At 68.4% G+C, this 25620-nt stretch carries 22 protein-coding genes and 1 other annotated feature; of the genes, 7 read left to right on the top strand and 15 right to left on the bottom strand.

The window, feature by feature from the left end; all coding sequences use genetic code 11:
- Positions 1 to 11 precede the first annotated feature (11 nt).
- The 3 genes from EDL96_RS10245 to EDL96_RS10235 are packed head-to-tail and all read right to left on the bottom strand — an operon-like array spanning position 12 to position 3681.
- Entirely contained in the window at positions 12 to 1670 is a 1659-nt protein-coding gene (locus tag EDL96_RS10245) for a 2-oxo acid dehydrogenase subunit E2 (protein WP_123825792.1), read from the bottom strand.
- A 1-nt stretch (position 1671) separates the two neighbouring features.
- A complete protein-coding gene (locus EDL96_RS10240; protein WP_123825790.1) occupies positions 1672 to 2688 on the bottom strand; it encodes an alpha-ketoacid dehydrogenase subunit beta in 1017 nt (338 codons plus the stop codon).
- 36 nt (positions 2689 to 2724) lie between these two features.
- Positions 2725 to 3681, bottom strand: coding sequence for a thiamine pyrophosphate-dependent dehydrogenase E1 component subunit alpha (locus tag EDL96_RS10235; protein ID WP_280720467.1), 957 nt, complete (start codon positions 3679 to 3681; stop codon positions 2725 to 2727).
- Positions 3682 to 3935: 254 nt separating this feature from the next.
- Here EDL96_RS10235 and EDL96_RS10230 point away from each other — a divergent pair, with 254 nt between their 5' ends.
- Complete coding sequence (locus EDL96_RS10230) at positions 3936 to 5150, top strand: GAF domain-containing protein (protein WP_158609583.1); 1215 nt, start codon at positions 3936 to 3938, stop codon at positions 5148 to 5150.
- 672 nt (positions 5151 to 5822) lie between these two features.
- Here the strand turns inward: EDL96_RS10230 and EDL96_RS10225 are convergent.
- A complete protein-coding gene (locus EDL96_RS10225; RefSeq protein ID WP_123825786.1) occupies positions 5823 to 6662 on the bottom strand; it encodes an alpha/beta fold hydrolase in 840 nt (279 codons plus the stop codon).
- 117 nt (positions 6663 to 6779) lie between these two features.
- Here EDL96_RS10225 and EDL96_RS13475 point away from each other — a divergent pair, with 117 nt between their 5' ends.
- Positions 6780 to 7085 carry an IS3 family transposase gene (locus EDL96_RS13475; protein WP_028496727.1) on the top strand — a complete coding sequence of 102 codons (306 nt, stop codon included), beginning with the start codon at positions 6780 to 6782 and terminating at the stop codon, positions 7083 to 7085.
- Positions 7086 to 7380: 295 nt separating this feature from the next.
- Here EDL96_RS13475 and EDL96_RS10210 read toward each other — a convergent pair.
- A protein-coding gene (locus EDL96_RS10210; protein WP_233568838.1) for an IS3 family transposase occupies positions 7381 to 8626 on the bottom strand; the annotation gives its coding sequence in 2 pieces (ribosomal slippage) (positions 7381 to 8341 and positions 8340 to 8626; 1248 coding nt in all).
- Positions 8221 to 8349: a sequence feature (AL1L pseudoknot), on the bottom strand. (Overlaps the previous gene by 129 nt.)
- Before the next feature lie 126 nt (positions 8627 to 8752).
- On the opposite strand from EDL96_RS10210, the gene EDL96_RS10205 reads away from it, so the two are divergent.
- A complete protein-coding gene (locus EDL96_RS10205; protein WP_123825784.1) occupies positions 8753 to 9007 on the top strand; it encodes a hypothetical protein in 255 nt (84 codons plus the stop codon).
- A gap of 107 nt (positions 9008 to 9114) precedes the next feature.
- On the opposite strand, the gene EDL96_RS10200 is transcribed toward EDL96_RS10205, so the two are convergent.
- Entirely contained in the window at positions 9115 to 10260 is a 1146-nt protein-coding gene (locus EDL96_RS10200) for a sensor histidine kinase (protein WP_123825782.1), read from the bottom strand.
- Positions 10257 to 10967, bottom strand: a complete 711-nt coding sequence (locus EDL96_RS10195; RefSeq protein WP_123825780.1) for a response regulator transcription factor — start codon at positions 10965 to 10967, stop codon at positions 10257 to 10259. The genes EDL96_RS10200 and EDL96_RS10195 overlap by 4 nt, the downstream gene beginning before the upstream one ends.
- Positions 10968 to 11126: 159 nt before the next feature.
- Here EDL96_RS10195 and EDL96_RS10190 point away from each other — a divergent pair, with 159 nt between their 5' ends.
- From EDL96_RS10190 to EDL96_RS10170, 4 genes are all read left to right on the top strand, one after another.
- Positions 11127 to 12620: a multicopper oxidase family protein gene (locus EDL96_RS10190; protein WP_123825778.1), complete on the top strand. Its 1494-nt coding sequence runs from the start codon at positions 11127 to 11129 to the stop codon at positions 12618 to 12620.
- On the top strand, positions 12620 to 13486 hold the full coding sequence (locus tag EDL96_RS10185) for a F510_1955 family glycosylhydrolase (RefSeq protein ID WP_123825776.1): 867 nt from the start codon (positions 12620 to 12622) through the stop codon (positions 13484 to 13486). Before EDL96_RS10190 ends, EDL96_RS10185 begins: the two co-directional genes overlap by 1 nt.
- 321 nt (positions 13487 to 13807) lie before the next feature.
- Positions 13808 to 15937 (top strand): copper-translocating P-type ATPase, encoded by a 2130-nt coding sequence (locus tag EDL96_RS10175; protein ID WP_123825772.1) that lies wholly within the window; start codon positions 13808 to 13810, stop codon positions 15935 to 15937.
- Between the two features lie 123 nt (positions 15938 to 16060).
- Complete coding sequence (locus tag EDL96_RS10170) at positions 16061 to 16711, top strand: YdhK family protein (protein ID WP_233568837.1); 651 nt, start codon at positions 16061 to 16063, stop codon at positions 16709 to 16711.
- A 515-nt stretch (positions 16712 to 17226) separates the two neighbouring features.
- Here the strand turns inward: EDL96_RS10170 and EDL96_RS10165 are convergent.
- The 8 genes from EDL96_RS10165 to EDL96_RS10130 are packed head-to-tail and all read right to left on the bottom strand — an operon-like array spanning position 17227 to position 25367.
- On the bottom strand, positions 17227 to 18657 hold the full coding sequence (locus tag EDL96_RS10165; RefSeq protein ID WP_233568836.1) for an NADH-quinone oxidoreductase subunit N: 1431 nt from the start codon (positions 18655 to 18657) through the stop codon (positions 17227 to 17229).
- A 16-nt stretch (positions 18658 to 18673) separates the two neighbouring features.
- Positions 18674 to 20164, bottom strand: coding sequence for a complex I subunit 4 family protein (locus EDL96_RS10160; RefSeq protein ID WP_123825928.1), 1491 nt, complete (start codon positions 20162 to 20164; stop codon positions 18674 to 18676).
- 2 nt (positions 20165 to 20166) lie between these two features.
- On the bottom strand, positions 20167 to 22080 hold the full coding sequence (locus EDL96_RS10155; protein WP_123825770.1) for a proton-conducting transporter transmembrane domain-containing protein: 1914 nt from the start codon (positions 22078 to 22080) through the stop codon (positions 20167 to 20169).
- Complete coding sequence (locus EDL96_RS10150; protein WP_123825768.1) at positions 22077 to 22379, bottom strand: NADH-quinone oxidoreductase subunit NuoK; 303 nt, start codon at positions 22377 to 22379, stop codon at positions 22077 to 22079. The genes EDL96_RS10155 and EDL96_RS10150 overlap by 4 nt, the downstream gene beginning before the upstream one ends.
- A complete protein-coding gene (locus EDL96_RS10145) occupies positions 22376 to 22939 on the bottom strand; it encodes an NADH-quinone oxidoreductase subunit J (protein WP_123825766.1) in 564 nt (187 codons plus the stop codon). Before EDL96_RS10145 ends, EDL96_RS10150 begins: the two co-directional genes overlap by 4 nt.
- A gap of 4 nt (positions 22940 to 22943) precedes the next feature.
- Positions 22944 to 23879 (bottom strand): complex I subunit 1 family protein, encoded by a 936-nt coding sequence (locus EDL96_RS10140; protein WP_123825764.1) that lies wholly within the window; start codon positions 23877 to 23879, stop codon positions 22944 to 22946.
- A complete protein-coding gene (locus EDL96_RS13780; RefSeq protein ID WP_233568835.1) occupies positions 23872 to 25053 on the bottom strand; it encodes a hypothetical protein in 1182 nt (393 codons plus the stop codon). Before EDL96_RS13780 ends, EDL96_RS10140 begins: the two co-directional genes overlap by 8 nt.
- Positions 25044 to 25367, bottom strand: a complete 324-nt coding sequence (locus tag EDL96_RS10130; RefSeq protein ID WP_233568834.1) for an NADH-quinone oxidoreductase subunit A — start codon at positions 25365 to 25367, stop codon at positions 25044 to 25046. Before EDL96_RS10130 ends, EDL96_RS13780 begins: the two co-directional genes overlap by 10 nt.
- Between the last annotated feature and the right edge of the window lie 253 nt (positions 25368 to 25620).

Raw genomic sequence — 25620 nt, 5'->3', positions numbered from 1 at the left:
CGCGTCCCCCTTCAGGCGAAGATCAGGCTGGGGGATTCGAGGATGCGCTGCAGTTCCCGGCAGAACCGGGCTGCGGTGGCGCCGTCGACCACGCGGTGATCGGCCGAAAGGGTCAGCGGCAAGCGGGTGCGAGCCACGGGGGCGCCGTCGTCGTCCGGGACGAACTGACGCTGTCCCGCGCCGACCGCCAGGATGGCCACCTGGGGCGGATTGATGATCGCGTCGAAGTGCGAGACACCAAACATTCCCAGGTTGGAGACCGTGAACGTGCCGCCTTGGAACTCGTCCGGCCCCAGCGTTCCGGCCTTGGCACGGGTGGCCAGGTCCGTCATCTCGGCGGAGATGGCGGTGATCTTCTTCTGGTCCGCATTGCGAACGATCGGCGTGATCAGCCCCTCCCCCGTGGAAACGGCGACGGACAGGTCCACGTGCTCGAACTGCGTGACCACCTGGGCGGCGGGGTCGTACTGCGCGTTGACCTCCGGCACCCGCAACAACGCCTGGGCCGCGGCGCCGACCACCAGGTCGTTGACCGTCACCCGTGCGTCGTCCCGGCCGGCGTTGATCTGCTTGCGGATGCTCAGCAGCTCGTCGATGTCGGCGTGGGTGGTGACCCGGAAGTGCGGGGACTGCTGGTAGCTCTCCTGCAGCCGCCCGGCGATCACCTTGCGCATCTGGGTCAGGGGGATCTGCGTCCCCTTGTTCCCAGTGTTGTTCCCGGTGCCGCTTTCCGACGACGACGGCGCCGCGGCCGCCCGGGCAGGTTCCTGCGCCACGGGCTGTGCCGTCCCACCGGCCGAACCGGTGGTCCGAGCCAGATGGCCCAGAACGTCCTCGCGGGTGACCCGCCCACCCCTACCCGAGGGCCGGATCCCGTTCAGGTTGATCCCGTTCTCGGCCGCCAGGCGGCGCGCGATGGGCGTTGCCGCCACCGCGGAGTCGTCCCCCGTGACGGGCAGTCTGCCCACCTTCGGGCGGTCGTTGCCGAAGCTCACCTGGCCACCGGCGGCGGACACCGCCTCCTGGATGTCGCGGACGCTCACGCGCCCGCCACGACCCGTGGGGGTGATCTTGGACAGGGCGATCCCGTGTTCCTGTGCGAGCTTCAGGGCGTGCGGCGTCGCGGGGATCTCCCCGTCATCGCTGCCGCGCAGTTGCTCGGGGATCCGGTCGGCGCCCGTGTCCTCCGCCGGAGCGGGCACCGTGGGTGAGGTGGCTGCCGCCGTCGCTGCCGGTGCTGGGGTGCGGGACGTGGCGCTGTCGCCTTGCGGGGCGGCCGTGTTCGCCGGGGTCTCTGTTGCACCCAGGGGCTCGCCTTCGCTGTCCGTCGCGGCACCGACGGCGGCTCCTCCGCCGCTGCCACTGCCACCACCGGCCGCCGCACCGTGACCGGTGACGAAGTCGTCGATCTCGGCGTCGGACACGTCCGCGTCGGCGATGACCCCGATCAGGGTGCCCACCACGTAGGTCTCCCCCAGCTGGCCCAACTGCCGTCGCATCACGCCGGCACCCTGCGCCTCGATCTCACCGGCCAGCTTGGAGGACTCCACGGAGACCACCGGTTGTCCGGCGGTCACCTCCGCGCCGTCGCCCACCAGCCATTCGGTGACCACACCCTCGTCCATGGTCATTCCCCATTTGGGGATCTCTAGTCCGTAGATCGGTGCCATCTCAAGCCTCCACAACCGCGCGGATGGCCGCCTCGATCTTCTCCGGGCCGGGGATCCACGCCTGCTCGAGCGGGGTGGAGAACGGGACCGGGGTGTGCGGCGGGATGACCATCTGGATCGGCGCCTTGAGGGTGTCGAAGCCCTTGGAGGCCACCAGGGCGGCGACGTCGTGGGCGAAACCGCAGCGCGCCGCGGACTCGTCCACGATGACCAGGCGGCCGGTGGAGGCCACGGACTCCAGAATCCCGTCCTCGTCCAACGGGGAGGTGGTGCGGGGATCCACGACCTCGACCGAGATCCCTTCGGCGGCCAGCTTGTCCGCAACCTGGATCGAGTCGACGGCGGCCTTGGCCAGCGCCACCACGGTCACGTCCGTGCCCTCACGCGGGTAGGCGGCAACGCCCAGCGGGATCGCGTAGGCGGACTCCGGGACGTCCACTTTGACGTCGTAGAGAGTCTTGTGTTCGCAGAACAGGACGGGGTCGTCGTCGCGAATGGACTGCAGCAGCAGGCCGCGCGCGTCGTAGGCGTTGGAGGGGACGACCACCTTGATGCCGGCGGTCGAGGTGAAGATGTTGTACGGGGAGTTGGAGTGCTGCCCCGCCGCCCCCACACCGGCGCCGATGATGCCGCGGACCACCAACGGGGTCCGTGCCTTGCCGCCGAACATGTAGCGGAACTTCGCGGCCTGGTTGTAGATCATGTCGTAGGCCACGCCGAAGAAGTCCATGAACATCAACTCGGCCACGGGCCGCAGACCGGTCACGGCAGCGCCGGCTGCCATGCCGACGATCGCCGACTCCGTGATGGGGGTGTCGATGACGCGGTCGTCACCGAACTCGGTCCACAGTCCCTGGGTGACTCCGAAGACGCCGCCGAAGGCCTCGATCGATTTGTCCGGGTTGATTCCTCCCTTGCCACCGCGCAGGTCCTCACCGATGAGAACCACGTCGGGATCTTCGCGCATCGCATCGGCCATGGCCGCGCGGATGCCTTCGCGAAAACTCATTTTCGTCATGACGAATAGCTCCTGTCAGTACCGGTCGGGTACGAATCAGTACGAGACGTAGACGTCGGTGTCCACGTCGGAGGGGTCGGGCAGGGCGGCGGCGCGGGCCGTGGCGACGGCGGCGTCCACACGTTGTTCGCTTTCGGAATCGATCAGGGCCAGCTCGGCCGGGTCGAGGACGCCGTCCGTGCGGTCCCGGAAGATCGACAGCGGATCGGTCTTGGCCTTGAGCTCTTCGAGCTGTTCGGGGGTGCGGTAGAGCGCTTGGTCACCTTCGAAGTGGCCGTAGAAGCGGTTGCACTTGGCCTCGATGACGGAGGGGCCGCCGCCCGTGCGGGCTCGTTCGATGGCTTCTCCCGCGGCTTCGTGGACCGCGAAGAAGTCGGTGCCGTCCACGGTCACGGCCGGTAGTCCGAAGCCCTCGGCACGCTTGGCAATGCTTGGAGCACCGACGGCGAACTCTGCACCCGTGGCCTCGCCCATTCCGTTGTTCTCGAACACGAAGACCACGGGGAGGTTGAGCACCACCGCCATGTTCATCGCCTCGAGCACAAGGCCCTGGTTGGAGCCGCCGTCGCCCGTAAAGGACACGGCCACGTTGCCGTCGCCCTTGTACTTGGCGGTCAGCGCGGCGCCGATGGTGATGGGCGGGCCGCCACCCACGATGCCGTTGGCACCGAGCATGCCCGTGGCCAGGTCGGCAATGTGCATGGAGCCGCCCTTGCCGTGACACAGGCCTTCCTTGCGCCCGAAGATCTCGAGCATCATTCCCTCGATGTCACTGCCCTTGGCGATGCAGTGGCCGTGACCGCGGTGGGTGGAGGCGATCTTGTCCGCCGGGGTCAGGTGCTCGCACACGCCGACGGCGATGGCCTCCTCACCTGCGTACAGGTGGATGAACCCGGGGATGTCACCTCCGGTGTTCTCCTTGTGCAGCCGGTCCTCGAATGCCCGGATTTCGGACATCTTCCGGTAGGCATCCAGCAGCTGCTCTTTTGACAACTCTGACAACTCCATGTCCAGACCTCACTTCTTTGTGATGCACGGCCGCCCTCGGCATGGCGCTCGCGGCCGCGAGTCCCTGAACCATAGGGATGTGCCCCTGGACTCGCGCCGGAGAGGTGCGTATGACGCCCGTGCGGCCCGGCTCACAACGGCAGACGCCCGATTGCAACGGCATGCAACGTTCCCTGGCCTCCCACAGACCCCCGCCGATAAACTCAACGTGGCCCCCATCACATTTCCAGGAGGTCGCCATGGTGCAGCAGGCACGGCTGGAGCCCGCGTTCTTCTCCGACGTGGACCCCGTCGATTACGCGCACGTGCTGTCCGAGGTGCACCAGGCCCGCCTGGCCGGTCGGCCCCTGCCCGCCCGGCCGCGGCCGGTCATCGAACACTCCTGGAATCGCATGCAGCGCATCGGGGTTCCCGTGGAGCGTCAGGACCCCGACGTCGACGAGACCGCGGCCGCCGATGCCCGTGCCGCCATGGTCACCACCTACGGGACCACGGCGGGTGGACTCGAGAAGCTGGTCGGCTCGATCCTGGGCCCCACCCTGGCCGACTCCGGGCTGGTGGGGGTCTTTGCCACCGCCGATGCGCGGGTGACCAGGCGGTTCGGTGACTGGAACGTGTTGCAGGCCGCCGACGGCATCGGCTTTGTCCCCGGTGCCCGGTGGGGTGAGAACAGCGTGGGCACCAATGCCATCGACATGGCCACGCGTCTGGGCCGCCCCATCCAGGTCCACGGCCCCGAGCACTGGTGCCTGGACCAGCACCTGTGGTCCTGCGCTGCGGCTCCGCTGCACGATCCCGCGAGTGGGCAGACCATCGGGGTGCTGGACATCTCCGGGCCCTTGGACGAGGCGCATCCGGCGATCCTTGGCCTCATCAAGTCCGTGACTGCGCAGGTGGAGTTGTCCCTGCGCAACGCGCATCTGCGAGAGCTGGAGCGGTTGCGGACCCGGTCCTGGCATCTGGTGGCCGACCTGCAGGTTCCGTGGCTGCTGTGCGATCGCCACGGGTGGGTGCTGGGTGCCAGTCACGTGGTGCCGACGGAACGGATCTCGCTGGGCACGGACAAGGCGCCCTTGCGGAGTGGTCGTCAAGTGGTGCCCGGGGTGGGGTTGTGCGAGGTGGACAACCTGGGCGACGTCGTGCTGATCACCCAGGTCAGCCCCACCCACGCCGACCACGCCTATGTCCTGGACCCGGCCGCGTCCACCCTGGAGATCGAGCTCGGGGACCGTACGACGACGCACCACCTCAGCGGCCGCCACACGGCCATCATCCTGACGCTAGCCGGGGCGCACGGGGCCATGACGCCCACCGAACTGGCGATCGCCGCGTGGCCCAAGCCGGGCATTTCCGACGTCGCCGTGCGGGCGGAGGTCAGTCGACTGCGCAAGCGGTTCCCGAGTTTGGTGTCCGCGGCGCCGTACATGTTGCAGGCGGAGGTTCGGGTGCGGTGAGGGGGTGGGACACGGTTCAGCACATCACTGGCAACGTGCCCAATTGCAGCTCCGCTGAGAGGGCGGTGAAATGACCACCGGAACGAAAAATCAGAAGCAGACAAAATCAGACCTGGTACAGACGGGTAGATTTTTTGTCATCGTCGGGTTATTCGTTGCCCTGGCTCTGTTCCTCCTGGATCCCCGCGCCACAGACACGAGTCCGGGAGCCGTTCTCATTGGGCTCGGGGTCGTGCTGGCCATCATTGGTTGGATCCGGGGCGCATTGGTGAATAGAACAACGTTTACTCGCAACCTCGAATAAATAACGGTTGAATGTGAAGGAAGCGCCACCTCGCATGCAATGACCAACCTATACCGTCAGGTCATCAGATCATGTTGGGGATGACGTTGGCCTCGTTCAGCGTCAGGGTGCGGTCAATCGCGTGCAGCATGATCCCCAATACGAGATTGACCTGGCTGGCCTTTTTGCCGAGCCGGGAGCGCCCGGACCAGCGGTCGGGTTCGAAGCCCCATCCGCGCAGCAGAGTAGCTGCGCAACCACGCTCCAGGGATGGGCATCAACGACAGGCCCACAAGCACTTACCTCGTACGGGGCTGCTCACAGTGCTCACTCCAGGCCCGCGGCGTCGGCAGCAACGCACCAGCACCTCCGGCCCGAAATGGTCACGATCAAGTCGGGGATTCGAGAATCCTCAAGACCTCTGAACCCACCAGCTCAGGGTCAGTCAGTGGAATGAAGTGCTGAGAGTTATGGGCCTCTACGTGACGCCCACGTGGGTAGAGCCCCGCGGAACGCCGATGTGCTTCGATCAACTCCTGACGGCTCGACCCGCAACGTGTCTTCTTCGTGCCACTGATCACAGTGACCGGCACATCGATCACATCAGGATCGCACCTGAGCATTTTCAGACCGTTACGAATCTGGCGGTCCTCCGCGGCAGTGGCTCGCACTGCGGCGAGCGTCGTCGACTCCTCAACTGCGCCTCTGAGGTGCTTACGCAGGCCAACGCCCCTGATCACTGCATTGAGTACACACCGCAGAATCCCCATTCGTGCCAAGACCGGCATCACAGCAGACTGCACTGCTGTAATCACCGCGTTGCCCTTCGTGAAATAGACCGTGGCACCTTCGTCAGAGGGATCGACCAACACCACTCCGCGCACTATTTCCTTTGCAGGACCACTGGCCGCCCGTCGGACGATTGGTCCACCCCAGGAATGACCAACCAGGACCACTCGACTGCCCTGGTTACCGACGACGCATGACAGATCTGCAGCGAGCCTGTCCAACGTCGGATGCTGGTCATCCGGCGTGCTCTCGCCGATCCCGGCTCGGTTGTAGGCCACCGCTCTCACGCGAGCAGGAAGTTCCTGGGCGACCAGTCCCCAGGACCGTGCGCCGGCGCCCAACCCCGCCTCAAAGACGACCACTCCGTCACCGCTGCCCCACGTGAAGGTCTGAAGTTTGCGGCCATCCGACGTCTCTACCCAACTCACACTCGGGTTCATGCCAGCAGGCTATCCACGTCAGGAGACGGCACGGGCTCTGGTCCGTTGGGGCGTGAGGAACGAACTGGTGACAACTGATCGTTAGCGCTTAGGGGCGCTGGCGGGGAGGATGTCATCATGCCTGGTCCCTATCCCAGAGAGTTCCGCGAGGATGTTGTCGCGGTCGCTCGGCGTCGTGAGAGCGGCGTCACCATCAAACAGATCGCCACGGATTTCGGTATCAGTGAAGCGACGTTGCAGAACTGGCTCCGTCAGGCCGACGTCGAGGACGGCAACCGCCCAGGTCAGACTGCGGCGGACGCGGCGGAAGCTCGTGAGTTGAAGAAGCGGATCCGCCTGCTTGAGCAGGAGAACGAGGTGCTCAGGAGGGCTGCGGCGTATCTGTCGCAGGCGAATCTGCGCCTTGGTGGTTCCCCAAAATGACATACCCGCTCGTTGCTGAGCTTGCCGGATCGGGGATTCCCGTGACGGTGTCGTGCCGGGTTCTCAAGCTCGCCAGACAGCCCTACTACCGGTGGCGGAACGATCCTGTGCAGAACGCTGACGTTCTCCGTGCGTATCGGATCAACGCACTGCGGGATGCCCACGATGACGACCCGACGTTCGGATACCGATACCTGGCAGACGAGGCTCGGCGGGCCGGGTGGCGGATGAGTCGGCGGACGGCGTGGAAGCCGTGCTCGCAGGCCGGGATCCTCTCTGAAACGCCCCGGGTTTGTTAGAGGCTCGCAAGTGCCGCGTCGGCGGGTGCCGGTGCGGGGTGGTTGTGATGGTAGGTGTCCTCGAGCTCGACGGGCGGGATCATGCCGATCTCGCCGTGAAGTCGCCGGTGATTGAACCAGTCGATGTATTCCGCGGTCGCGATCTCGAGGTCGTCGATGTTCTTCCAGGGCCCGCGGTTGCGGACCAGTTCAGCCTTGAACAGCGAGTTGAAGGCCTCGGCCAGGGCATTGTCATACGAGTCGCCGGTGGAGCCGACCGAGGCGGCCGCGCCGGCCTCAGCAAGACGCTCGGTGTAGCGGATGGCGACGTACTGAACGCCCTTATCGCTGTGGTGCGTGAGCCCGGAGACGGCCTGGCCTGCGTGATCGCGGGTCCAGATGCCCATCTCGAGCGCGTCCAACGCGAGGTCCGTCCGCAGCGACTTCGACAGCTGCCAGCCGACCACGCGGCGGGAGAACACATCGATGACGAACGCGGCATACACCCAGCCGGCGAAGGTGCGGCAGTAGGTGATGTCCGCGACCCACAACTGGTTCGGAGCGGTCGCGGTGAAGTCACGTTCGACCAGGTCAGGACGATTATCCGGGCCACGACCGGAGATCGTGGTGCGCGGGCCCTTGGCCCGGCTGACCCCTCGCAACCCCGCGCCGCGCATGAGCCGCTCGACCGTGCAACGCGCGATGACGACGCCCTCGCGGCGCAGCTGGGCGTGGACCTTCTTCGCCCCGTAGACGCCGAAGTTCGCCGCATGGACGCGGTGGATCTCGACCAGCAGTTCCTCGTCGCGTAGTGCTCGCTTCGAGGGTGGGCGGGTCTTGAACGCGTAGTACGTGCTCGGCGCGATCTGCGTGCCCGCTGCGGTCAGCGTTCGACAGATCGGCTCGACGCCGAACTCATGCCTGTACTGGTCGATGTACTCCACGATCAACGCTGTGGGCGGTCGAGCTCCGCCGCGAAAAAGCCGAGGCTGACCTCAGGATCGAGTTCGCCCTGCGCAGCTCACGCACTTCCTTCTCCAGCTCGACCAGGCGCTGGGACTCGCTGGTCGTGGTCCCGGGACGGTGCCCCTCGTCAACCTCGGCCTGCACGACCCAGTTCCTCAGAGTCTCAGGATTGATCCCGAGCTGCTCGCCCACACGGCGAAACGTTCCCGACCTCGTCGATGGATCGCGCCGTGACTGAACTGCCATCCTCGTGGCTCTCTCCCGAAGCTCGTCGGGGTACTTCCTCGGTGCTGCCATGCTCCTCATCCTCCCGTGGGATCACAGCCTCCACCAGACCCGGGGCGATTCAAATCCCGGGCGGTGCGACCAGATGACCCCAGCGCCGCAGCAGTTCTTACGTGCGCACAACCCAAAGGAGAGACCATGAACGACTCTCACAACACGAACCGGCAGAACCAGGACGAATCACAAGCCGCACCGTCGAGCATGGACATGGCCGGCACGTCCCAGAACAGGGGCGAACCCGCCGCTGGCGCTGACCAGTTCAACGACACCGTTGATCGCAAGCTCCAAGAAGACGCCGATCCTTCTCAGGAGGCGGACCCCTCGCCGCTAAACGAGGAGCGGCCCGGCATGGAGGAGGACGAGGACAGCGTCGTCAACCCGAAAAACGCCTAGGAGATCGCGCGGGTAGAGGGGTCGGGTGCCGCGTGTCGGTGACGCGAGACAGGCACGAGCCTCGGTAGAGGTAGGAACTGGGACGGCTGGGCCACTAGAGGCGGGGGTCATCGTGCGATTTCCGTAGTCGGGGATGGCCCGGTCCGATGATGGGTGGGTAGTTCCACGGTGAAGACCGCGCCCTGCCCGACACCGGGGGAGGCGGCGGTGAGGCGTCCGCCATGGGCTTCGGTCAGGGCCTTGGAGATGGTCAGCCCGATCCCGGAGCCACCGTGGTCGCGGTCGCGGGCGGTGTCGCCGCGGTAGAAGCGTTCGAAGAGGTGGGGCAGCTGCTCGGGGCTGATGCCGTCGCCGGTGTCGGCGACACGGATGGCCACCCGCCCTGGGACCTGTCGGATGGCGCTGAGCGTGACCTGTCCGCCGGGTGGGGTGTGGCGCAGGGCGTTGGAGAGCAGATTGCCCAGCACCTGGCCCATGCGCTGCCGGTCGGCCGAGATGTCCCCGGCGGCCTCGCCGACGTCGACGTTCAGGGCCACGCCTTCGGCGGCGTAGGCCTCCCGGTGGGTCTCAGCGGCTGCGCGCACCAGCTCGACCACGGGTTGTTCGGCGCGCTCCAGGACGATGCGGCCCTCCTCCGCGCGGGAGACGTCGTGGATGTCCTCCACCAACCGGGTGAGTCGGGCCAGCTGATCCCCCATGAGCTCGCTGGTGGTCGCGTCCCAGTGCGCGACCCCGTCCTGAAGCGCCTCCAGGTACACGGTGAGCACAGAGATGGGGGTGCGCATCTCATGGGCCAGGTCGGAGAGCATCCGTCGGCGGGTGTCCTCGGTGCGCTCCAACTGGGCGGCCATGGTGTTGAACGCCCCGGCCAGGGCATCCACCTCCGCGCCGGCGCCCATCGCGGGGACCCGGGTGTCAAAGCGACCGCGGGCCATAGCCTGGGCCGCCTGGGCGAGCGCGTCGATCGGGCGCTGGAGGCGGCGGGTGAACAACCACGTGACACCCAGCGCGCACACCAGGGCAGTGGCCAGGGCCACCCCCAGGGTCCAGAGGTTGGTGTCGCGGTAAGCCTGTTCCACATGCATCAGCTGGGTGGCACCCTGTCCGGCCCCAGCGCGCAGCAGGTGTTCGTGGAAGATCGCCGGGCCGGCCAAGGATGCGGCGAGGACCGCGGCAAGGATACTGGCGATCACCACGATGGCCTGAGCCAGGAAGAACCGGGAGGCCAACCCCCGTGGGCGGTGCCCGCTCATCGGCTTGCCATCCGGTAACCGACACCGCGGACTGTGCTGATGCAATCAAGATCGGGTTGTGCGTCCATGAGCTTGCGGCGCAGATGTCCGATGTGCACGTCCACGATCCGCTCGTCGCCCACCCAGGACGGATCCCACACGATGTCGATGAGCTGACGGCGGGAGTAGGCCCGCCCGGGGCCGGCCGAGAGGGTTGCCAGGAGGTCGAACTCGGTGCGCGTCAACGCGACAGCGTCTCCGGCCACCCGGGCCTCGTGGGCGGCGAGGTCGATGGCCAGGTCCCCGAAGACCCGTGGTGCCTCTCGAACGGCGACGGTGCGCGGGCGGCGCAGCACGGCATGGACCCGGGCGACGAGTTCGCGCACGCTGAAGGGTTTGGTGATGTAGTCATCGGCCCCCACCTCCAGTCCGGCCAGCTTGTCGTCCTCGTCCCCACGGGCGGTGAGCATGAGCACATAGCACTCGGAGAAGGACCGAAGGGCGCGGCACACCTCGATCCCGTCCAGTCCTGGCAGTCCCAGATCCAGGACCACCACGTCCGGGTGCTGGCTTCGGGCTGCTTCAAGGGCGGCGGGACCGGTGTGGGCCTGGCCCACGGTGTAGCCGGCGCGGACGAGATAGGTCGCGATCATCTGCGCCAGGGGCTTCTCATCGTCGACCACGAGCACCCGTCCCGGAAGGGTCGCGGAATCGGTGCCAGGGTTCATGCCTCCAGTGTGGCCCCCACGCTGTGGCCGGGTCACCGCAAGAGCGCTGACTCTCCGCAGTCTTCGCTGAATCTTCAAGAAAAACCCAGTCATTGTGCCCGCGCCCGGATCCAGAATGGTGGTCGTCGTTCGTGCCCTGCTGTGCCTCGGAAAGGAATCATGACTCAGGTTTCCCGCAGACGGTTGATGACTGGTGGCTTCGGCCTGCTCAGTGCTGGTGTCCTGGCAGGGGGTGCACCTGCCATGGGTTCCTCCGCGGCACCGTCACGTCCCGGCCGGGCCCTGGTGGAGAAAAAGCTTGTCGCACAGCCGGCGACCCTGGACCTGGGAGGCCTGCCGGTCGATACGTGGGCCTACGGTGACACGGTCCCCGGACCATTGATCCGGGCCACGGCCGGGGATCGGCTGCGGATCACCGTTGAGAACCAGTTGCCGGCTGAGACCACCGTGCACTGGCATGGCATCGCCCTGGAAGCCGCCGCCGACGGAGTGCCAGGGCTGACCCAGGACCCGATCGCCGCCGGGAGCACCTACACCTACGACTTCACCGCACCGGATCCGGGGACCTACTTCTACCACCCCCACGTCGGGGTCCAACTGGACCGGGCTCTGTACGCCCCGCTGATCATCGACGACCCCAGAGAACCAGGGCGCTATGACCACGAATGGGTGCTCGTGCTCGATGACTGGCTCGACGGCACGGGACGCACTCCCGAGGAAGTGCTCCAGATGCTCACCTCCTCCAGTGGGAACGAGGCCGGCCACGGAGGCATGGCCGGAATGGGCCACGGGGACATGGACATGAGCTCCCCGGAGGCCATGGGCGGTATGGATCACGGAGCAATGATGGGCGGTGGAGACTCGCCCTACGGCCAGGACGCTGGGGACGTCACCTACCCGCACTACCTGATCAACGGCAAGGTGCCGGAGGCCCCGGATGTGCTGGCCGCCAAACCGGGGGACCGGGTGCGGCTGCGGATCATCAACGCCGCCGCCGACACCATCTTCACCGTCGCTCTGGACGGGCACCGCATGGAGGTGACACACACCGACGGGTTCCCCGTGAAGCCGCAGGAGACGGACGCGCTGGCCATCGGGATGGGTGAACGCTACGACGCCACCGTCACCCTGGCCGACGGGGTCTTCCCGTTCGTGGCCGCCCCCATGGGCAAGGACGGCCAAGCCCTGGCCTTGATCCGCACCGGCCCCGGCGCCGCCCCAGCCCCGACGGTGACCCCGAAGGAACTGCGTTGCCCGGCCTTGATCGGCGCCGACCTGGAACCGGCCGAGACCGCCCGGTTGGAAACCCGAGACATCGACGTGGCCCTGCCTATGGCGATGACCGGACAGATGGACCCGTACCAGTGGGGGTTCAACGGCGCCCCCTACGGCAAGAACGATCCACTGATGATCCGAGAAGGCCAACGCGTCCAGCTGGACGCGACCAACCAGACCATGATGCCCCACCCGCTGCACGTCCACGGCCACACCTTCGCCCTGCCCAACGGATTGCGCAAAGACACGGTCATGCTCGCCCCGATGCAATCCCTGGCCCTGCAACTGCAAGCCGACAACCCCGGGAATTGGATGGTCCACTGCCACAACCTCTACCACGGCGAGGCCGGAATGATGATCGAGATGAGGTATCGCTAATGACCCTGATGCCCCGACGGGCTCTCCTCAGCTTAGGCCTGGTCACAGGAACCGGGCTGGCGGTCGCAGCCTGCTCCCCGCAGCCGGACACCTCCACATCAGCCCCCTCCGGTGAGGGCGCCGGCGGGGCCACGGCGATCACCCATGTTCATGCCATCACGCGCGCCCCGGACGACGGGGTCGTGCTGCTGGCCACCCACGAAGGCCTCTACCGTCTCGAGGACGGGGACCTGACCAGGGCCGGGCCCATCGTGGATCTGATGGGCTTCACCATCGCCGCCGACGGCCGCTACCTGGCCTCAGGCCACCCCGGCCCGGGTGTGGACCTACCCGAGCCATTGGGGCTGGCCGAGTCCACCGACGGCGGGCAGAGCTGGAGCGTGCTCTCTCGCGGCGGGGAATCGGATTTCCACGCCCTGGCTGCCGGCCCCGCCGGGATCGTCGTCTTCGACGGGCAGCTTCGGTTCAGCCCCGACGGGCGCACCTGGCAGACGCGCTCCATCCCCTCCGCCCCGGCCTCCCTGGCCGTGTCCCCGGAATCGGGCGTGGTGCTGGCCACCACGGAAAACGGCGTGCTGCGCTCCACCGACGACGGCGCCAGCTGGTCCCCCTTGAACACCCCCCAGCTGGCCTCGTTGGTGGCCTGGGCCGATGACCGCACCATCGTCGCCGCCGGGATCGACGGGCGCCTGCTGACCAGCACCGATGCCGGGGCGAGCTGGACCTCCAGCCAAGAACCTATCGGGGAGGTCACCGCCCTGGGCGCCAGCCGCACCGATGACGGGGACGTGGAAGCGCTGTTAATGGCAGACAACCAGGTGCTGCGCACGGTGGACGGGGGAGCGATCACCCAGCAGCTGTTGTGATAACCGGCACTGCGAGCTGACCAGGGTTGACACCCGCAGGGTGGGCCCGACGCAACAAGACAACATCAGGGAGACGATCATGAGCGAGGCCTCTGCGCATCAGGGGGCTGGCCCGGTGGTGAGCGCCGAAGGCGCGGCCATATCGCGGAAGCGGCTGAGCGGCATCGACGCAGCACGGGAGTTGGCTCTGATCGGGTTGACCGCCATCCACTACCTGCCCGCCCTGCTGGCCGGAGCGGGGATAGGAAGCATTACAGCTTCCCGGGAAACCCCTCGCCAAACATACCCCCGGGGGGTATTGTTGGGATGAAGGAGGCAACGATGACGGATCCACATCCCCACCACCAGGGTGGGACCTCGCCCTTGCACGAGGCCCCCACCCCCGAACACCCCCATGATTCCCAGGACGAGCACTCGGGCCACCAGGGACACGGCGACCACGGAGGTCATGGCGGGCATGACCATGTGGCCATGTTCCGTCGCCTGTTCTGGATCTCCCTAATCATCTCGATCCCCACGATCCTGCTCAGCGGCAGCTTCGCGCACCTGCTGGGCTACCGGCTGCCGGACAACGCCCTGATCACCTGGGTCCCCGTGATCCTCGGCACCGTGCTCTACGTCTGGGGCGGGCGTCCGTTCCTGACGGGCGCGGTCGACGAGCTTCGGCAGCGCAAGCCCGGCATGATGACCCTGATCGCCCTGGGCATCTCGGTGGCGTTCTTCGCATCCTGGGGCAGCCACCTCGGGCTGCTGCCACCGGACCTGGAGTTCTGGTGGGAGCTGGCGCTGCTGGTCGTGATCATGCTGCTGGGCCACTGGGTCGAGATGGCGTCGCTGGCCCGCACCTCGAGTGCGCTCGATGAGCTCGCGGCCCTGCTGCCCGACGAGGCCGAGGTGGTTGACCCTGACGGTTCGACGCGCACGGTCGCGCCCTCGGACCTTGCCGTCGGTGACCGCGTGCTCGTGCGCCCGGGCGGGCGCATCCCCGCCGATGGTGAGGTGGTCGAGGGCGAGGCCGATATCGACGAGTCCATGGTCACCGGTGAGTCGGTGCCCGTCACGCGCGGTGCGGGAGCCCGGGTCGTGGCCGGCACTGTGGCCACCGATCGGCCCTTGACGCTCGAGGTCACCGAGATCGGCGAGAACACGGCGCTGGCCGGTATCCGGCGTCTGGTCGAGGACGCGCAGTCCTCCTCGACCCGGGCCCAGCGCCTGGCGGACAAGGCGGCGAACCTGCTGTTCTGGTTCGCCCTCATCGCGGCCGCGATCACTGCCGTCGTGTGGGCGATCCTCGGCACACCCGGCATGGCGCTGGTCCGTGTCGTCACCGTCCTGGTCATCGCCTGTCCCCACGCCCTGGGGCTTGCGATCCCGCTGGTCGTCTCGATCTCGACCGGACGGGCCGCCCGCCAGGGCATCCTCGTCTCGGACCGCCAGGCCCTCGAGGGGATGCGCAGCATCGACACCGTCGTGTTCGACAAGACCGGCACCCTCACCCGCGGTGAGCCCGCTCTGCTGGGCGTGGCGCTGGCACCGAACGCCCCGGCGGGGATGGATGAGAACCGTCTCGTGGCCCTGGCAGCCGCGACCGAGGCGCAGAGCCAGCACCCCCTGGCGCGGGCGATCGTGACCGCCGCACAGGACCGCGGCCTGGACGTGCCGCGGGCCACCGGCCACGACAGCGCGACCGCGGTCGGCGTCTCGGCCACGGTCGAGGGCACCGAGATCCGCGTCGGCGGCCCCGCGCTGCTCAGCCAGGCCGGCGCGCAGCCGCTGCCTACCGATGCATGGGATCAGGACGGGCGGATCGTCCTGCACGTCCTCGTCGAGGGCCGCGTTGCCGGGGCCCTGGCCTTGGCCGACGAGGTCCGCCCCGCGGCCCGCGAGACGATCGAAGCCCTGCACCGGCTGGGGATCGAGACCGCGATGCTGACCGGCGATGCCCGCAACGTCGCCGAGGCCGTCGGCCGCGACCTGGGCATCGACCGCATCGAGGCCCAGGTCCGCCCCGAGGAGAAGAACGCCCGGGTCCGCCAGCTGCAGGAACAGGGCAAGAGGGTCGCGATGGTCGGCGACGGTGTGAACGATGCTCCGGCTCTGGCCCAGGCCGATGTCGGGCTCGCCATCGGTGCCGGCACCGATGTCGCGATCGCCTCGGCCGGGATCATCCTCGCCTCCGAGGATCCGCGCGCGGTGGTCTCGGTCGTGCGGCTCTCACGCGCCTCATACCGCAAGATGGTGCAGAACCTGTGGTGGGCTGCCGGCTACAACCTGATCTCGGTGCCGATGGCAGCCGGCGTGCTGGCCCCGATCGGGTTCGTCATGCCCATGGCCGTCGGCGCGCTGCTCATGGGCGCCTCCACGGTGGTGGTCGCGTTCAACGCGCAGACGCTGCGCGGCCTCGACCTCACCGCGGAAGGGGCGGCCGAATGGGCAAGGAACCAGACCTGACCCGGCCCGTCACCATGGCCCTCAACACTTCGCCCGCCTGTTCTCATCGGGCCGGCACCGAGGCTTTCGGGCGATCCGCGCCTGAAGGAACAGCAACGAAGCAGCATCAATGAAGGAGACGAGATGAAGAAGTCCAGCTGGACCACCGGCATCACCGCCACCGCGGCCGCGGCCGCGAGCATGCTCGCGCTGACCGCCTGCGGAGGCACCGCCGAGCAGGACGAGGCACAACCCGCACCCACGCAGACGGCATCCGAGGCGGCGGCTGCGCCGGCCACGCCGTCCGAGTCATCGGGCATGGACATGGGCATGGGCATGGATCATGGCTCCGGGGGTATGGCCGGGCACAACCCCGAGGGTGGGCCCCCGCCCGAGGGCATCGAGACCGCGCCCGAACCCACCTACCCGGTCGACTCGACGGTGGTCCTCACCGCCGATCACATGCCCGGCATGGCCGGATCGGAGGCCACGATCACCGGTGCCTTCGACACGACGGCCTACTCGGTGAGCTACACGCCCACGGATGGCGGCGAGCCCGTCGTCGACCACAAGTGGGTCGTGCACGAGGAGCTGGAGGATCCCGGTGAGGCGCCGCTTCCGGCGGGCACCGAGGTCGTCCTGAATGCCGATCACATGCCCGGCATGGACGGCGCGGAGGCGACGATCGAGAGCTCCACGCAGGAGACCGTGTACATGGTCGATACCACGATCGATGGCATGGAGATGACCAACCACAAGTGGTTCGTCGAGAGCGAGCTCCAGCCCGCCGAGTAAGCGCGAGGGACGGCGTCCCGGCCCGCGCGTCTTCACGAACTCTTCATGGCTTCGCCCTTCCGCTTCTCGCCGGTCGCTGTCTACGGTCAACGGAGCGGGTTGGGGCCTACCAACCCGCTCCGTTCGGGTCGGCAGACGGAGCGAGACCATGTCTCATCACGTGAGCTCGATGCTGGAGACGTACCCGAAGGACCTGGTCGTACTCGATCATGAGAATGCTCTCGGCGATGCGCAACGAGTTCGGCAGACACGCGGTCAGGAACGTCGAGGAAGGGTCCTGCGGCGTCGAGGCCGCCCCTGGCGAAAGCCCCGGCTCACCCCGCGGGGCGGTAAGGCCGATGGTCCAGCCGACGCTGGTCAGAGCGCGCTGGTGAACGTGGTCTCCCGGGCCCGACGCCGCTGAGCGCGGACCCGCCCCGCGGGCCTGACCTCGGTGGCCCATTCCAGCCCCGGGTGAGGGTGAGGGCGCGTGATTTTTCCGGGTTCGGTGGCGCCGGAGCAGGCCGTCATCTGGTTTACGGCAACAAGGGACCGTCGAGCGCCGCCCACAGGAGGCCGGCCAGGATACCCAGGGCCAGGCTCACGGTGGCGGCGACGCCGGCGGTGGCCGCCGGCCAGGCGGCGGTCCCGCCGCGTGGCGGGAAGCCCGGGGAGTCCTCGGCTGGGTGGGCGAAGACTGGGCCGAACCAGCGCAGGTAGTAGAACAGGCTGAGCGCGCTGTTGAGCATCACCATCAGTGCCAGCCATGTGTAACCACCATCCCAGGCGGCCGAGGCCGTGGTGAGCTTGCCGACGAACACCCCCAGCGGTGGGGTACCTACCAGTCCCAGCAGCGCCACAAGCAGCGCCAGTGCCAGGCCCGGTCGGGACCGGGCCAGACCCCGGTATGAGCCAAGTTCACGATGCCGGGGCAGGGCGGCCGTGACAGCGAAGGCCGCGACGTTGGTGACCGCGTAGGCGGCGAGGTAGAACAGCAGCGAGGGCAGGGCCAGGTCACTGCGCCCGGCGGCGGCCACGGGCACCAGCAGGAAGCCGACCTGGCTGACCGTAGACCAGCCCAGCAGTCGGCGGGGGTCGGCTTGCCAGTAGGCGGCCAGGTTGCCCAGCAACATTGAGGCGGTGGCCAGCAGCGCGGCGATGAGCAGCCAGGTCCCGTCGCCGTCGGGCAGCATGGCCACGAGCCGGTACACGGCCACCATCGCCCCGACCTTGGGCACAGTGGTGAGGAAGGTAGCGGCGGTGACCCCGGCACCCTGGGCGGCGTCGGGCACCCAGAAGTGTAGGGGCGCCCCGCCGGCCTTGAAGAGCAGGCCCGCAAGCACACCCAGCACACCGGCCCCCACGGCTGCGCCCGGTGCGGCGGGAAGCGCCTCCCGGAGCGCGGCATAGTCTGTGCTGCCGGCCAGTGCGTAGAGCACGGTGACCCCGAGCATCAGCAGGATCCCGGAGAGCGCGCCCAGCAAGTAGGTCTTCAGGGCCGCCTCCGCCCCGGCGGCCCCACCCCCCAGCCCAACGATCCCGTAGAGCGGGATGCTCGCCAGCAGGAACCCGACGATCAGCACCACCAGGTCGGTGGCCCCGGCGAGCACCATGACCCCGGTGGTCGCGAACAGCAATAGCGCGTAGGTGTCGGACTCCCGGGCGGAGCCGCCGATCTCGCCGGCGGCCACACCCAGGACCAGCAGGGTCGTGAAAGCGGCGATTACCCGGGCGGCATTGGTGGCGATGTCCACGGCGAAGGTGCCACTGAACGCGGCCTGTGTCGAACCGGCCATGGCAAGCGTGGCGGCCCCTGTAGCGCCCAGCAGGACGGCGGCGGCGAGGACTCGGGCGATCCACTGTCGATCCCGGGGCAGGAAGGACCCCCCTAGGAGCACCACGAGACCGCCGACGAAGACGATGATCTCTGGCAGCAGCAGCTCGGGCCGCATCTGCATCCCGGACATCCCGGCCTCCACCGAACTACCTCCCCACCAGGCCGACCAGCGCCGCCGAGGCCGGCCCGAGCACATCGAGCAGCACCCGGGGCAGCACGCCGATGAGCACCGATAGACCCAGCAATGGGACCACCGACCACAGCTCTTCAGCGCGGACGTCGGCGAATCCGGCGGATCGACCCTCCGTGGGTCCGGTGAAGACCCGTTGCAGGGCCCGCAGGAACAGAGCGGCGGTGACGAGGATGCCCAGCAGCGCGATCGCGGTGACTGGGGCGACGGCCACACTGCCGGCGAAGATCTGGAACTCCGCGATGAACCCCGAGAACCCCGGCAGGCCCAGGGATGCGAAGGCCCCGATCGCGAACAGGGCCGCGTAACGCGGGGCCGGGCCGGCCAGCCCACCGTAGGAACCCATGTCGTAGGTGCCCGCCCTCTTCTGCATCACCCCGGCCAGCAGGAAGAGCGCGGCGGTGATCAGCCCGTGGCTGACCATCTGGGTGACCGCGCCGGTCACCGCCACGGAACGAGCCTGGGCGGCATCGTCGACCACCAGCCCAACGGCCCCGAGGGCGAGGACGATGTAGCCCATGTGGTTAACCGAGGTGTAGGCGATCATGCGCTTGAGGTTCGTCTGGGCCAGAGCCACGAACGCCCCGTACAGCACCGAGACCACACCGACGGCCACGATCACCCATGCCCACGCCCGCCAGGCCTCCGGCAGCATCGGCATGGCGATGCGCACGAACCCGTAGGTCCCCATTTTCAGCAGCACCGCGGCCAGTACCGCCGATCCGGTGGCCGGGGCGTCCGTGTGCGCGGGCGGCAACCAGGTGTGGAAGGGCACGGTGGGGGTCTTCACGGCCAGACCCACCAGGATCGCTGCCAGCACCAAGCCTCCGGCCAGCGGGTTCCCGTCCAGCGGGGTGGCCGCGACCAGCTCCGGGATGTCAAAGGTGTGCGGGGTGGAGGCCACGTAGAGCCCGATGAAACCCAGCAGCAGGGAAAGGGAGCCCAGGAACGTGTAGAGGAAGAATTTCAGGGCCGAACGGGCGGAGCTGCCGTGCCCCCACCCGGCGATCACGAAGTACATGCCCACGATGGAGAGGTCGAAGAAGACGAAGAACAGGATGAGATCGGCCGCCACGAACACACCCAGACTCACGCCCTGCAGGAACAGGAACAGGGCCGCCTGCGCCCGGGGCCGGTCGTTGTCCCGGAAGGCGTAGACGGCGCAGGCCAAAAAGACCACCGCGGTCATCGCCAGCAACGGCAACGACAGACCGTCCACGCCCACGTGATAGCTGCTGCCCACCCCCGGGATCCAGGGCATCTGCTCTTCGAACGCCAACTCGTTCGCCCCCGGCGTCTCGTAGTTGGCCCAGAGCACACCGATGAGCACCAGTTCGGCCACGCTCACCGTGACCCAGATCCAGCGAGCGGCGGCGGGCCGGATCGCGGGGACCGCGGCCAGGACGGCGGCGGCCGCCAGGGGCAGGAAGACGATCGTACTGAGCATGCTCATCCCATCACGGCATAGACGGAGTAGGCGGCGACGCCGATCGCGAGGACCGCGACGGCCTGGAAGAGGTACTGGTGGATCGCCCCGGTCTGCGGGGCACGGGCCAGCTGTCCGAGCCGGCGGATCCGGGCGGCCACACCCTCGACGGTGGCGTCGATCCCGGCGTCGTCGATCTGGGCGGCGGCGCGCCCAGTGGCCTCGGCGGCGGCCGCAGTGGTCTCGATCCCAGGGTCGAGGACCCGATCGTCGACCTGTGCAGCTGCCCGGGCGATCCTGGGCACGGCCCCGGCCACGGCGTGCACGGCGCGGTCGAGCACATGGTCGTCGAACCGCGCCAGGGCGTGTGCCACGGTGAAGGCGGGGCGGACGACCACGGCGTGCGCGGCGGCCTCCAGGCCCAGCCAGTGCAGAGCCCACCCCGGCTCGGGGGCACGCCAGTGCAGCAGGGCTAGCAGCACGGCCAGGGCGAGCCCGGCCGAGACCAGCAGCCCCAGCGGGGACACCCCGCCGTGGCCGCCCAGCGCCTCAGCGAGCACCGGGCCGAGCGGCGGCAGGGCCAGCACACCCAGCACCGCCGCCCCGACGGCGAGCACCACCAGCGGGGCCTGCTCCAGCACCCCCACCTTTCCGGTGCCGCCCTGCTGCGCCTGCACCGGCACGCCGCGTCGCCAGACCGTCCACAGGGCCTTGCCCGCATAGGCCGCCGACAGGGCTGCCGCCAGGAGTCCGGCGGCATAGAGCCACGGGGAGGCCTCCAGCGCCCCGGCCAGCACAGCGTCCTTGGTCGCCCACAGCGACAGCGGGGCGATCCCGGCCAGGGCCAGCGCCCCGACGGTGGCGGTGACGCCCACCAGCCGCCAGCGACGGGCCACCCCCCGCAGCCGATGGAGCTTCTCGGTGCCCAATGCGCTCAGCCACGCCCCGGCCGCCAGGAACAACAGCGCCTTGGTCGCCGCGTGGGCCACCAGATGGGCCGTGCCCCCACTGACGGCGCCCACACCGGCGGCCAGCACCACGAAACCCATCTGGGCGACCGTGGAGGCGGCCAACAGTTGCTTGAGCTCCCGCTGTGCCAAGGCCACGGCCCCCAGCAGTACCGCGGTGACCACCCCGATCCAGGCCGCCGCCGGACCGGCCCACCCGGTCGCGGCCAGCAACGGCTGCATGCGCAACAGCAGGTAGCCGCCCATCGCCACCATCGCCGCCGAATGCAGCAGCGCGCTCACCGGGCTGGGACCGTTCATCGCCCCGGACAGCCAGAAAGAGAACGGTAACTGCGCGGCCTTGCCCAAGGCCGCCACCAAGATCCCGGCGGCGAGCACATCCCGCCATGGGGCGGCGGCATCCGGCAGGTCGGCCAGGGCCATGCCGGCCCCACCGGCCAGTGCCGCCCCCGCCGCCACGTAGAGGCCGAGGTCGGCGGTGCGGGTGGTGATAAAGGCGGTCAGCCCCGCGGAAACCCGGTGGGGCTCCCGCCACCAGAAGCCGATCAGGGCGTAGGAGGTCGCCCCCATGATCTCCCAGGCGAACAGCAACGCCGGCAGGCTCGCTGCCGCCGCGGTAGTCAGCGCCGCGGCGGCGAAGACCAGCATCAACCCGTGGAACCGCGCCCGGGAGGACCGGATGTTTCCGGCGGCAAAGACCAGCACCAGAAGGGTCACCGTGGTGACCATCGGTACGATCAGCGCGGCGAGGGCGTCGACCTCCAGGGCGAACTCGGCCCCCGCCACGAACGGGACCGCCAGCGTCGGGCGTGCCAGGGCAGCCACGACCCCCAGGGCGGTGGTCAGCACGGCAGTAGCCACCGCGATGGGTGCCGATGCTGCCTCGGCCCGGCGGGATAAAGACAGTCCGGCGCCGACCACAGCGGGGAGCACCACCATCGCCAGTAGGGCCGCCTGCCCCCCGGTCATCGGGCGAGGTCCTCAGCCATGTCGGTCATGTCGGTGCGCCGACGACGGTGCACCAGCGTGGCCACGGCAAAGCCCATAGCCATCTCTACGGTCATCGCCGCCAGCACCACCAACAGCAGCACCTGCCCGGACGGGTCCGGGGCCAAGAACCACCAGAACCCGGCCGCGGCCAGCAGCACCCCATTGATCATTAGCTCCAGGCCCATCATCACCATCACCACCACCTGCTGGGACAGCGCCCCGTAGAGGCCCACCGCGAACAGCGCGGCGGCCACGACCAGCACGGTCTGGAGCGTCATCGACCCACACCCCCGGCCTGAGGATCGTCCGCAGGGCGCCGGCGCAGGTCGTCGCCGAACCGGTCGTAGCGGCTGCGGTGGGCGGCCAACACCACCCCGGCCACGATCGTGGCCACCATGACGGGGCCGATCACCGCCATGACCAGCATCTTCTCCCCCATGATCTCCAGACCCAGGGCGGCGGTGACGTCCTCGGGCGGGACCCCGCGTCGTTCCGGCCACGGGATCAACAGCGCTCCGGCGGCCAGGAGCACGAAGACACCGGCGGAGGCGCCGATGGCGGTCTTCTTCCCGTGCGTCATGTCCATGGGCATCAGCGCCGGGTTCATGCCCATGAACATCACCATGTACACGGCCATCACCGCCATCTCCATCACCATCATCAAGATCGTGATGACCCCCAGATAGCTCTGGCCCAGCAGCAGGATCTGCACCCCTACAGCAATGAAGGACAGTGCCAGGGCATAGGTGGCCCGGGCCATCGAGTCCACCACGAACACGGCCACCCCGGCGGCCACCGCCACCACGGCCAGCACCCAGAACGCGATACCGATCAGCATGATCTCAGGCCTTCCCCACGACGATGAGAGCAACGACCAGGTCCTGCAGGAGCGCGGCCGGCAACATCACCACCCACCCGATCTCCATGAAGCGGTCCGGCCGGAGCGCGGGCAGCTTCCGTCGCAACCACACCAGCACGCCCAGCACCGCCGCGGTCTTCACCAGCGACCACGCCCAGCCCGGCAGCACCGGGCCGGCGCCCCCGCCCAGGAACAGCGGCACTGAGAACGCAGCACCCGCGGCCAGGAACGCATAGCGCCCGGCCAGGAAGACGAGGCGGTCCACCCCCGAAAGCTCGGATAGCACCCCGCCGGCGATGTCAGCGCCCAGAGCCGGGGCGGACGGCCCCCACACGGAAAAACCCGTGACACCCACGAGAAAGACCACGAACGCCACCGGCATCCACACCACGAACCACAGCCCCTCCTGGGCCGCGACGACGTCCCCGACGCTCAGGCTACCGGCCGCGATCGCCGGGGCCACCAGGGCGAACATCAGCGGCAGCTCGTAGGCCAGCCCGTGGGCCAGGAACCGGTAGCCGCCCACCAGGCTGTGGGTCGAATTCGCTCCCCAGCCCGCTAACCACACCAGTGCCCAGACCATGACGTCGACCGCGTTGAACCACACCACGCCCACATCGAGATCTGCCAGGGCCCACCATCCCAGGGGCACCACAGCCACCATCAGCAGCGCACCCATCAGCATCCCAGCGTTCCCAACCCGCCACAGCACGGCGTCAGCGGCCACTGTGGTGCGCCGCCGCTGGCGCAGCAGTCGGGCGGTGCCGGCCAAAGGCGCCCCCCAGCCACCGCCGAGGCCCTGCGCCCGGTCGGACAGACCAGCGTCCAGGGCAGCCGCAAACACGGCCAGACCGCCCAGCAGCACAGCTGCCAGGACAGCCCAGTAACCGGGCACGGTCATCACCACGGCCTCAGGCACGGGCCACCTCCCGGGCACCCGGGAGCGGGTCCAGGTCAAGACTGGCCACCGCCAAGCGCACAGTCGCCAGCTCCAGTCCCGTCATCAAGTGCGGTAGCTCGTCCCAGACCACCGCACCTGTCCCGGACGGATTCATCGGGCCACGGTCATGCACCTGGGCCCGCACCCGCTCTACGAGCGACACCAGGCGGTCGTGGGCGTCCCCGAGGCAGGACATTGGCAGGCCGTGATCTTCCAGGTCGGACGCCGTGAGCGGCAGCACGCCTCGCAAAGACCAGCGCAGCAACCGGGACCGCCGCACTGCCCGGTGCAGCCGTGTGACGGCGTCTCGTGCAGCATCCCCATTACCGTCGAGCAGCGCATCCCGAGCCCGGCGCGCACGGACGGCAACGTCCTCGGCCCCGGCCAGTGCCAACAAGGCCATGGCGTTGTCGCATCGCACCGCAGCCCACGGCGCTTGCGCGGGGTGTCCCTCGCCGGGCCCATGGTGGTGCGCATCGTCAATGACGGACGCCCCCGCCTCGACTACGACATCACCCTGCAACGCGCAACGTAATACCAGGCCGGCCGGCCAGAACGGCAGCACAGGACCCCACGGCAGATGAAGAACATCCATCTCGAGGCCGTCGCGGTCCTGACCTCCTGTCGCGAGTGGGATCCCTTCCGGGGCCATGTCGATCCCACCATGCCCGCCGTGGTCCATGCCGTCGTGGCCACCATGGCCCATGTCGCTGTGATCTGCGCTCTGGTGCTCCCCGTGATGGCCGTGGCCGCCGTGATCCATGCCGTCGTCGTCACTTTGGCCGTGGGGCTCGGGGAGCTGAGGTCTCTCTGGTCGGTTCTGGGCGTCCGCCCGATGGTGCGGGGTGTCGAGCAGCAAGGTGGCAGCGTCGTCGAGGGCGGAGCTCACGTGGGAGAGAGAGCCGATGTCGGCGCGCACACGCGGGCCGGGCATCTGCTCCCAAAGCTGACCCACGTTCTCAGCCAGCGCGGGGCCCGGGATGCCGCACACGGCAAGCACGTCCGCGTCTGCTGGTGTCCAGGCGGGGCGCCAGCCTCGGCGCAGCATCTGCTGTTCCAATCCGACACGGGTCCGCCACTCGCCGGGCACCTCGACCACGAGAACATGGGTAGCGCGAAGGGCATACCTGGCCAGGGCGTCGGTCAGACCCATCGGAAGGCTCCTTCCCTCCACGCCCACAGCACGGCGACGAGCAGGGCACCCAGGAACAGGAACATCTCTGCCACCGCGGAGGCGCCCTTCTCGAGCACAACCACCGCCCATGGGTACATGAACAACATCTCGACGTCGAAGGCAAGAAACACCAGAGAAGCCAAGTACCACCGGACGTGGAACCGGGAGAGAGCGTGCTCATTCGGGATCCAGCCGGATTGGAAGGGCAGAGAGACGATCAGACGAGCCGCAACGGCAGTGCGCCGGTGCAGGGCATAGAGAAACACCACGACGAGCATAGCCACCAACGCCATAGACACCAGCCCCGAATACATGGCGGTCCTCCAATCGGGGGGGGAACTTGTCCGAACGACTGCCAGGAGCAACTCGCCCGAGCCCCAACATACCCCGGCTAAGTATTCCCTGCTCTTTAGGAGCGTGGGCGTGAGGAACGAACTGATGACAGATTCGGTTTAGGCCGCGAGTGTGAGCGGCTCGGTTAGTTTCGCTTCGAACTCGATGGGCGTCAACCCGCCGAGCGTGTCCTGCGCTCGCTGCCGGTGATAC

The organism is Kocuria soli (assembly GCF_003797835.1).
GTDB lineage: Bacteria > Actinomycetota > Actinomycetes > Actinomycetales > Micrococcaceae > Kocuria > Kocuria soli.
The sequence above is the reverse complement of the archived record's forward strand: the minus strand, read 5'-3'. Positions and strand labels throughout refer to the sequence as shown.

Excerpts from the sequence above, each read along its gene's own strand:
- EDL96_RS10225 (WP_123825786.1), bottom strand. The coding sequence starts at position 6,662 with ATGAACCCGAGTGTGAGTTGGGTAGAGACGTCGGATGGCCGCAAACTT.
- EDL96_RS10245 (WP_123825792.1), bottom strand. The coding sequence starts at position 1,670 with ATGGCACCGATCTACGGACTAGAGATCCCCAAATGGGGAATGACCATG.
- EDL96_RS10185 (WP_123825776.1), top strand. The coding sequence starts at position 12,620 with ATGACCCTGATGCCCCGACGGGCTCTCCTCAGCTTAGGCCTGGTCACA.
- EDL96_RS10170 (WP_233568837.1), top strand. The coding sequence starts at position 16,061 with ATGAAGAAGTCCAGCTGGACCACCGGCATCACCGCCACCGCGGCCGCG.
- EDL96_RS10155 (WP_123825770.1), bottom strand. The coding sequence starts at position 22,080 with ATGACCGGGGGGCAGGCGGCCCTACTGGCGATGGTGGTGCTCCCCGCT.
- EDL96_RS10195 (WP_123825780.1), bottom strand. The coding sequence starts at position 10,967 with ATGAACCCTGGCACCGATTCCGCGACCCTTCCGGGACGGGTGCTCGTG.
- EDL96_RS10200 (WP_123825782.1), bottom strand. The coding sequence starts at position 10,260 with ATGAGCGGGCACCGCCCACGGGGGTTGGCCTCCCGGTTCTTCCTGGCT.
- EDL96_RS10145 (WP_123825766.1), bottom strand. The coding sequence starts at position 22,939 with ATGCTGATCGGTATCGCGTTCTGGGTGCTGGCCGTGGTGGCGGTGGCC.
- EDL96_RS10175 (WP_123825772.1), top strand. The coding sequence starts at position 13,808 with ATGACGGATCCACATCCCCACCACCAGGGTGGGACCTCGCCCTTGCAC.
- EDL96_RS10205 (WP_123825784.1), top strand. The coding sequence starts at position 8,753 with ATGAACGACTCTCACAACACGAACCGGCAGAACCAGGACGAATCACAA.
- EDL96_RS13475 (WP_028496727.1), top strand. The coding sequence starts at position 6,780 with ATGCCTGGTCCCTATCCCAGAGAGTTCCGCGAGGATGTTGTCGCGGTC.
- EDL96_RS10150 (WP_123825768.1), bottom strand. The coding sequence starts at position 22,379 with ATGACGCTCCAGACCGTGCTGGTCGTGGCCGCCGCGCTGTTCGCGGTG.
- EDL96_RS10240 (WP_123825790.1), bottom strand. The coding sequence starts at position 2,688 with ATGACGAAAATGAGTTTTCGCGAAGGCATCCGCGCGGCCATGGCCGAT.
- EDL96_RS10165 (WP_233568836.1), bottom strand. The coding sequence starts at position 18,657 with ATGTCCGGGATGCAGATGCGGCCCGAGCTGCTGCTGCCAGAGATCATC.
- EDL96_RS10160 (WP_123825928.1), bottom strand. The coding sequence starts at position 20,164 with ATGCTCAGTACGATCGTCTTCCTGCCCCTGGCGGCCGCCGCCGTCCTG.
- EDL96_RS10190 (WP_123825778.1), top strand. The coding sequence starts at position 11,127 with ATGACTCAGGTTTCCCGCAGACGGTTGATGACTGGTGGCTTCGGCCTG.
- EDL96_RS10230 (WP_158609583.1), top strand. The coding sequence starts at position 3,936 with ATGGTGCAGCAGGCACGGCTGGAGCCCGCGTTCTTCTCCGACGTGGAC.
- EDL96_RS10130 (WP_233568834.1), bottom strand. The coding sequence starts at position 25,367 with ATGGCGTTGGTGGCTATGCTCGTCGTGGTGTTTCTCTATGCCCTGCAC.
- EDL96_RS13780 (WP_233568835.1), bottom strand. The coding sequence starts at position 25,053 with ATGGGTCTGACCGACGCCCTGGCCAGGTATGCCCTTCGCGCTACCCAT.